Origin of the sequence: Streptomyces boncukensis, assembly GCF_011045075.1 — a bacterium.
Classification (GTDB): domain Bacteria; phylum Actinomycetota; class Actinomycetes; order Streptomycetales; family Streptomycetaceae; genus Streptomyces; species Streptomyces boncukensis.
This window is the reverse complement of the sequence record NZ_JAAKZZ010000426.1, coordinates 1-6515: the sequence shown is the minus strand read 5'-3', so window position 1 is coordinate 6515 and position 6515 is coordinate 1. Positions and strand designations below refer to the sequence as shown.

The following is a 6515-nucleotide window of genomic DNA, read 5'->3' as shown; positions in this document are numbered from 1 at the left end:
GCCCGGTGGGGAGGGAGGCGAGGGTGGTGTCGGCTCCTGCGGCGCGGGCGGCGGCGTGGATGAGGTCGTCGTCGTGGGAGCGGGGCTGGCCGAGGGTGATGTTCTCGCGGGCGGCCATGGGCCAGCGGGTGAAGGTCTGGGGGACCATGCCGACGCAGGCCCACAGGCTGTCGGGGTCGGCTCGGGCGAGGTCGATACCGTCCCAGGCGATGGAGCCGCTGGTGGGGAGGAGCAGGCCGGTCAGCAGGGTGGCCAGGGTGGTCTTGCCGGAGCCGTTCTCCCCGACGAGCGCCACGGTCTCGCCTCGGTGCAGGTCGAGGCTGACGCCGTCGAGAGCGGGCCGGTCGGCTCCCGGATAGGTGAAGGACACCTCGCTGACCCGGATCCTCTCCGGCCCATCGGGCGGTACGGGCTGCCCGCCGCGCCGGGCCTCGTAGCGGCGGGCCTGGTCGAGGAAAGCTTGCCAGTCCTGGAGGTAGAGGCTGGTGCGGAACAGGCGTGCCGCGATGGTCACGAGGCTGGAGAGCGCCGCGGTGCTGGTGCGCAGCGCGATGACGGCGGTCCCGGCGATGGCCAGGTCCACGTGGCCGGTCGCGGCGAGGGCGGCCAGGGCGGCCCAGGCCAGGGCGAGGCCGAGGCCACTGCCCGCGGCTCCCAGGAGACGGACGCGGCTGGACTGGCGTACCGCTCGGGAGGTTTCGGTCTCGATGCGGTCGGAGACCTGCCCGTATTGGCGGAGGAGGAAAGCGGCCATCGTGGAGGCGCGGACCTCGGCGGCGTGCTTGCGGTCGGTGGCGTAGGAGCGCAGCACGCTGCGCAGGCGCTCGTCCGACAGCGTGCGGTAGGCAGCCTGGTGCTCGATGCGGGCGGCGGAGACGGCGGCCAGGCCACGGGGGGTCACGGCGCACAGCAGCAGCGGCAGCAGGAGTGGGTGCAGGGTGGTGACGACGGCTGTTGCGGCGGCGAGTTGGGCGAGGGCGGAGGTGAGGGCCTGGCTGTCGGTGATGAGGTCCTGGGTGGCGGCGGCGCCCTTATCGGAGGCTTCCAGGCCGGTCTCGAAGCCGGGGACGTCGTAGGCCGCGAATTCGGCGCGGGTCGTCGCGGCCAGGGTGGCCGTGTCCGCGGCGCGTACGACCTTCGGGGCGAGGCGGGCAGCGGTGGACTGGGCGTCGTTGTCGGCCCACGCCCGGACAGCCGTCGCAGTGGCGACGACGATCAGGGCGGGCAGCGCAGCCTGGATACGGACCGCAAGGTCGGCGCCTTCGCGCAGGAGGTGGGTGAAGGCGCGGGCGGTCGCGGACAGTGCGACAGCGGAGGCGACGGCAACGAGGACTTGCGCGGTCAGCATCCGCAGCAGCGCAGCCCGGTCAGCGGCCCAGCCCAGCCGCGCGGCACGGGCGAGGGTGCGCGGCAGCTGCGCGGCCATGCATCCCAGGCGAGCCGAGGCGATCTCGGCGTACCGGGGATCGGAGCGCAGCGTCATCGCCGGGGGCGGCCCGGGGGTCGGAGGCGGAGCGGACGGGGTATCGGTCACCTCACCCAGTGTGGAGGGACCCGCGCGCCGCCTCCGCGACTTGAGCCGACTCCCCACCCATACGCGGCTCATGTATCCATGCCTCGCAGGAAGTGCTCCAGCGCGACCACCGCATACAGCCGCGTGTACTCCTCCGGCGCGTGCTCCGCCCGTTCGACGGCCAAGGCAAGAGCGTCCGGGTCGACGTACCCGGCCTGCGCCAGATACAGGTCTCCGCCCCAGCCCCGCAACAGGGGAACCAACGTACGGCGGACGGAGGCGGCCATCACGTGGCGGAAGTTCTCCCGCAAGACGGGGCGCACCACACTCTGCGGCAGCCCTGCCGATGCCAGACGGTCCCGCAACAGCTTCTTTCCGTCCCTCCAGTCGTCGGGCAGCCACTCGCCGAAGCGGACCACCCGCGGATCGGCGAAGGGAGAGACCGGCCACAGGCCCCGGCGCACCAACAGCGGCCCGACGACCCCCAGGGCCAGCAGCGTCGAGCGCGGTACGACGGTGGACGGAGCCGCCCCCTCGGCCCAGTGTTCCAGCGCCATCGTCACCTTCGGCCCGCACCATACGGGCACCGGCCGACGTCGGGCCGGCGGTACGGCCGGGCGCGGGGAGGGCGCGCTGAACTCATCACCGCCGAACCCGGTGAACACCAGCCCCGACCCAGCGGTGGCGAACGTGTCAGCCAGAGCATCGGCGGCCTCGAAGTACGGCTCCTCCCCCGGGCCGGCCAACAGCGGGTCGGCGCCCCTGGCCCCGTCTGCCGCGAACGGCAGATGCGTCAGCGCCGACACCGTCACATCCCCGGCCAGCCGCATGTTCGCGATCATCATCTGACGCCGCCGGGCCTGCTGCTCCCCCGCTCCGCCGCCGATGAGCAGCGCACCCGCGCACACGCGGCCGGGATGGGCGGCACCGAGCGCCATCGCGATGTTGGCGCTGTCGATCCCGCCCGAGAGCTGCACCCCCACGGACCGGTCTGCCAGGGGACGGCGGGTGACGGCGTCGGCTAGGAGCGCGTCGAAGACCTTGACCGGGGCCGCTCCGGGCACCAGCTCCCTGGGTAAGCCGTGTTCGGCGGGCTCCGGATAGGCCAGATGCAGACCTTGCTCGCTGAAGGTGGCCGTGCTGCGCTCGGTGAGCCGTTTGACGTCCCGCCAGCATGTCGCATGCCCATAGCGGTGGCGGTAGGCCAGCAGCGCACAGACCTCGTGGTCATCCAGGGCGCCCGCAGCGACGTGAGCGGTCAAGTCGGTGGGGCGCCACGAGGCGTCAAGGCGTTCCCGGGAAGCGACCAGGTGGAGCGGCAGTGTGCCCCATGCCCCTGTCGCAAGGCGTACGGTGCGACGACGACGGTCGAGCTCGGCAGTCAGGTGTTCCAGCGGCCAGCTGAGGCACTCCGCCCGCAGACGATCCAGTTCCGGCGGGCTCACGGTGCGTAGACACGCTGCGGGCGTCGGCTCATGGGGCGTGCGCTCGCGTACGCACAGCAGCGTGCGGACGCCGTCGGACACGGTGGCAGTCTCCAGCGCGGGGTGGCGCAGCGGCTCGATCCGGCTGCCGCCGTGGTGCAGGCTGTGTTCGCGCCAGATCCAGGTTCCGGACAGAGCTGCGGTACTGATGCTGAGCTTGATCACGACAGGGACCTCCAGCAGGTTCAGCGGTGCGTCCTCCGGCAGACCGGAGCGCCCGGCATCCATCAGCCGGGCGCTCCGAAGTGGTGCGTGAATCAGTCGTTCTCGTCCCGGTAGCCCTGGTCCTCGCTTCCGGCGGGCTTGTCATCGCTCGCCAACAGCGGGACTACCGTGCGCGGTGGCCCGGTGAACAGGGCCTCCCACGGCTGGGGCGGGTTCGCGTTCATATGCATTCCTGCCTTTCGGTTGCTGGTGTTGGTGTCTCCGCCCCGGCACGTGACGCAGACGAGCTGCCGGGTGCAGAAGCTGAAGCCGCGCTCCACGACGGAGAGCGGATGCCACGGTCCGGCGGCAAGCAGACTGCGAACCGGGCGGGCACAGGGAGATGAGGCGGACGGCCCCACCAGCCCCCTCAGAGGTCCAGCTTCGCCTGACAGTCAGCGCAGTACGTCTTGCCGTCGTCGCCCCGCACGGTGCGCTGGTGCTCGCACACCTCCATAGCGGCCCCGGCAGAGACCGTGTCGGGGACGCACAGCGCCGGCCGCGCGGGAGCGAGGGTGCGGCCGACAGCATCGGCCTGACCCGCATGCACGATCAGCGCGGCGGGCACTGCTGCGCCGACGAGCCCGAGCAGCGCCAGGGGCCGCCACACAGGCGTGTCGATGGGGTCGCGCTCAGCGGCGTGACGGCTCACTGCTCCACCTCCCGGATGGCCTCAAGTGGTGTCGTCCACTCCCGCCCGCCCCGCTCCGGCGCCAGCCAGGCAACCGGCGGCGCGCCCCGGGACGGCTGGGGGGTGAGGGTGCGCTGTGCCTCGGTCGTCGCCTCGGGTGCGACGGCGCGCAGCACACCGACAACCTGGTGCGCGGTGTCCCGCACGCGGTGACCGAGCAACGGGTGGTCTTCATGGGCGAGGCCAAGACCGGCGTTCATCGGCCTCCCCTCCTTCATGGGTGTGGGGTTCACGTCCGGGTCTCCCCTCACTGACTGCCTCGCATCAGAGCCAACTCCCGAGGGACGAACATCACCGGACGTTCAGCCAGACCTTCCACCGGACTTTTCTCGCCGAGCGGACTTTCACCGGCCAGCGGAACCGCTACGGTCGGTATACGAGAGGATCACCGGAGGTGTCCGTGGTCGATCTGACGCCGTTCGAGCAGGCATGCGTGGCGCACGGGTGGGGCAAACCAGAGGACTTTCTCCGGGCCTTCGACGCCACCGCAGACGTCCTCGGCGAGTCGGTCACGCTGACAGACCGACAACTACGCCGCTGGCGCACGCCAGCGCCTCCCGCTCCGCGTGCGCGCGCCTGGCGTGTGCTGCATGCCATGTTCGGTGTAAGCCCGGTCGAGCTCGGGTTCCCCGGCCCTCCGCCTGGTGCGACCGTAGGGAGCGGACTGCTCCCTACGGAGAAGGGCACCACCGTGGACCGACGTGCGTTTCTCTACGACTCCTTCGGCGCCGCCGCCGGGCTCCCCCTTCACACCCAGCCAACGACGCCGACCGGACGCTCCAACGCCGTAGGAACTGCACACGTCGTCGATCTACGCGAAGGTCTTCGTTCGCTCTACCAGCTCGATGACGCCTATGGCGGAGGCGATGTGCACTCCCTCGCAGTTCGGCACCTCCGCCGCGTCCGGCGCGTGATCAACACCAACACCTACCCGGAGACGATCGGCCGCCAGCTCCAGCTCGTCGCCGGGGAAACGGCCGAGCACTGCGCATGGTTGTGCTACGACGCGGAGGAGCAGGACAACGCGCGAAGGTACTGGGGCGAGGCGCTGACAACGGCGACGATGCTGCGGGACGCCAGCCTGGAGATCCTGGTCCTGGCTTCCCTCTCCATGCAGGCCAGCCACGAAGGACGGCCCCGGGACGGTGTCGACCTCGCCCGTGCCGCCCATGAGCGAGCGGCCCAGTACGGCTCGCCCGCTCTCAAGTCCCTCATAGCCTCCCGGGAGGCCCGAGCGCTCTCCCTCATGGCCGACGGGCAGGCCGCGGGCAAACGACTCTCAGAGGCCATGCGGCTCGTTGAGCACACCGACCGCGGGCGCCCCTCCCCTCCGTGGGCGGCCTTCCACGGGCAGGCGGAACTCGACTACGTCCAGGGGCTCCTCTACACGGAGAACGGCCACCACCATGGGGCAGTGCAGTTCCTCCGGGCTGCACTCGCCCACCAGGACCGCACGTACGGCCGGAATCGCGCGCTCTACCGGCTGACCCTCGCCCGCAGCCTGGTCAACGCCGGTGAGGTCGATGAGGGCGCCGCGCATGCCGTGGACAGCCTCGACCACCTGGCCGAAGTCGAATCCGGCCGGGTACTCCGCCGCCTGAACGAGGTCGTCGGCCTTCTCGCGGACGTGGACGCGGTCAGCGCCCGACATGCCGCGGATGAGCTGACCGAGTACGCGCACGCGAAGGGAGCCGCGTGATGGGCGAGATCACGTACGAGCGGCACGATGGGGTGGCCACCACAGCTCAGCTCGACGCGTTCCTCCCCGCCTACGAGGAGGTGTACGTCGAGCCGCCGTACTGCGAAGGACCCCGGGACATCGCCGAGTTCATCGACCACTACCAGGTGCACGTCCAGCGGGCCGGCATGCGGCTCGTTCTCGCACGCGATAGCCAGGAGGTCGTCGGCTTCACCTACGGGTACTGCCTCGCCCCCGACACCCGCTGGTGGGCGAACGTCCAGGAACCGCTGCCGGAGGACTTCACGTGTGAGGACGGCACCCGCACATTCGTGATCATCGAACTCGCCGTCCGCAAGTCCTGGCGGCGCCGGGGCATCGCGGCCGGCCTCCACTCCCGGCTCCTCGAAGGACTCCGCGCCGAGCGCGTCACCCTCACCATGCGGACCGACCCCGAGGCAGCACCGGCCCAAGCCGCGTACTCAGCCTGGGGCTACCGGAGGGTCGGCCGCTCCCATCCGTGGGAGGACGCCCCGTACTACGACGCGATGGTGCGAGAGCTCGACGCACCGGACGGGTAAGCGCGCCCGGGGTACGGCGCCTGCTTTCGCCACATGCCGATCGCCAGGAGTCTCGTCTCGCGCGGCAAGGGACTTTGTCATCCAGGTGCGGGAAACGGCGCAGTGTCCCGGTGGCGCGTGTTCCCACGGGAACGCACACCCGCACTCAGCGGTGAGTGAACGCCATTCAGCGGCATCGAGCGACATCCATTTGCCCGGGTTTCCCACGTTTCCGCAGGTCACAATCCGGTCAAAAATCGGGTTCGAGTCCCGTCATTCACCCTTCATGATCAAGGCCCTCACCTGGGGAAACCGGGGTGGGGGCCTTTTTCGTTCCCCGGCTTGGCCACACACCGGCCCAACACGATCGTGAAAACGGGGCTGG

At 70.8% G+C, this 6515-nt stretch carries 7 protein-coding genes; 2 read left to right on the top strand and 5 right to left on the bottom strand.

What is annotated here, in order from left to right:
- The 5 genes from G5C65_RS40515 to G5C65_RS28720 all read right to left on the bottom strand — a co-directional run.
- Positions 1-1534: ATP-binding cassette domain-containing protein (locus G5C65_RS40515; protein ID WP_165301960.1), on the bottom strand; the 1534-nt coding region annotated here is incomplete at its 3' end.
- Between the two features lie 68 nt (positions 1535-1602).
- Entirely contained in the window at positions 1603-3225 is a 1623-nt protein-coding gene (locus tag G5C65_RS28730; RefSeq protein WP_165301959.1) for an asparagine synthase-related protein, read from the bottom strand.
- A gap of 29 nt (positions 3226-3254) precedes the next feature.
- Entirely contained in the window at positions 3255-3386 is a 132-nt protein-coding gene (locus G5C65_RS40220; protein WP_277608111.1) for a hypothetical protein, read from the bottom strand.
- A 185-nt stretch (positions 3387-3571) separates the two neighbouring features.
- The gene (locus G5C65_RS28725) at positions 3572-3853 is read right to left on the bottom strand and encodes a hypothetical protein (protein ID WP_165301958.1); all 282 of its coding nucleotides are present in this window, start codon (positions 3851-3853) and stop codon (positions 3572-3574) included.
- On the bottom strand, positions 3850-4092 hold the full coding sequence (locus G5C65_RS28720) for a hypothetical protein (RefSeq protein ID WP_165301957.1): 243 nt from the start codon (positions 4090-4092) through the stop codon (positions 3850-3852). The genes G5C65_RS28725 and G5C65_RS28720 overlap by 4 nt, the downstream gene beginning before the upstream one ends.
- A gap of 491 nt (positions 4093-4583) precedes the next feature.
- Here G5C65_RS28720 and G5C65_RS28715 point away from each other — a divergent pair, with 491 nt between their 5' ends.
- Both G5C65_RS28715 and G5C65_RS28710 read left to right on the top strand, forming a co-directional pair.
- Positions 4584-5591 carry an NsdA family TPR-like regulatory protein gene (locus tag G5C65_RS28715; RefSeq protein ID WP_241266121.1) on the top strand — a complete coding sequence of 336 codons (1008 nt, stop codon included), beginning with the start codon at positions 4584-4586 and terminating at the stop codon, positions 5589-5591.
- Entirely contained in the window at positions 5591-6151 is a 561-nt protein-coding gene (locus G5C65_RS28710) for a GNAT family N-acetyltransferase (RefSeq protein ID WP_165301955.1), read from the top strand. Before G5C65_RS28715 ends, G5C65_RS28710 begins: the two co-directional genes overlap by 1 nt.
- The last annotated feature ends 364 nt before the right edge of the window (positions 6152-6515 follow it).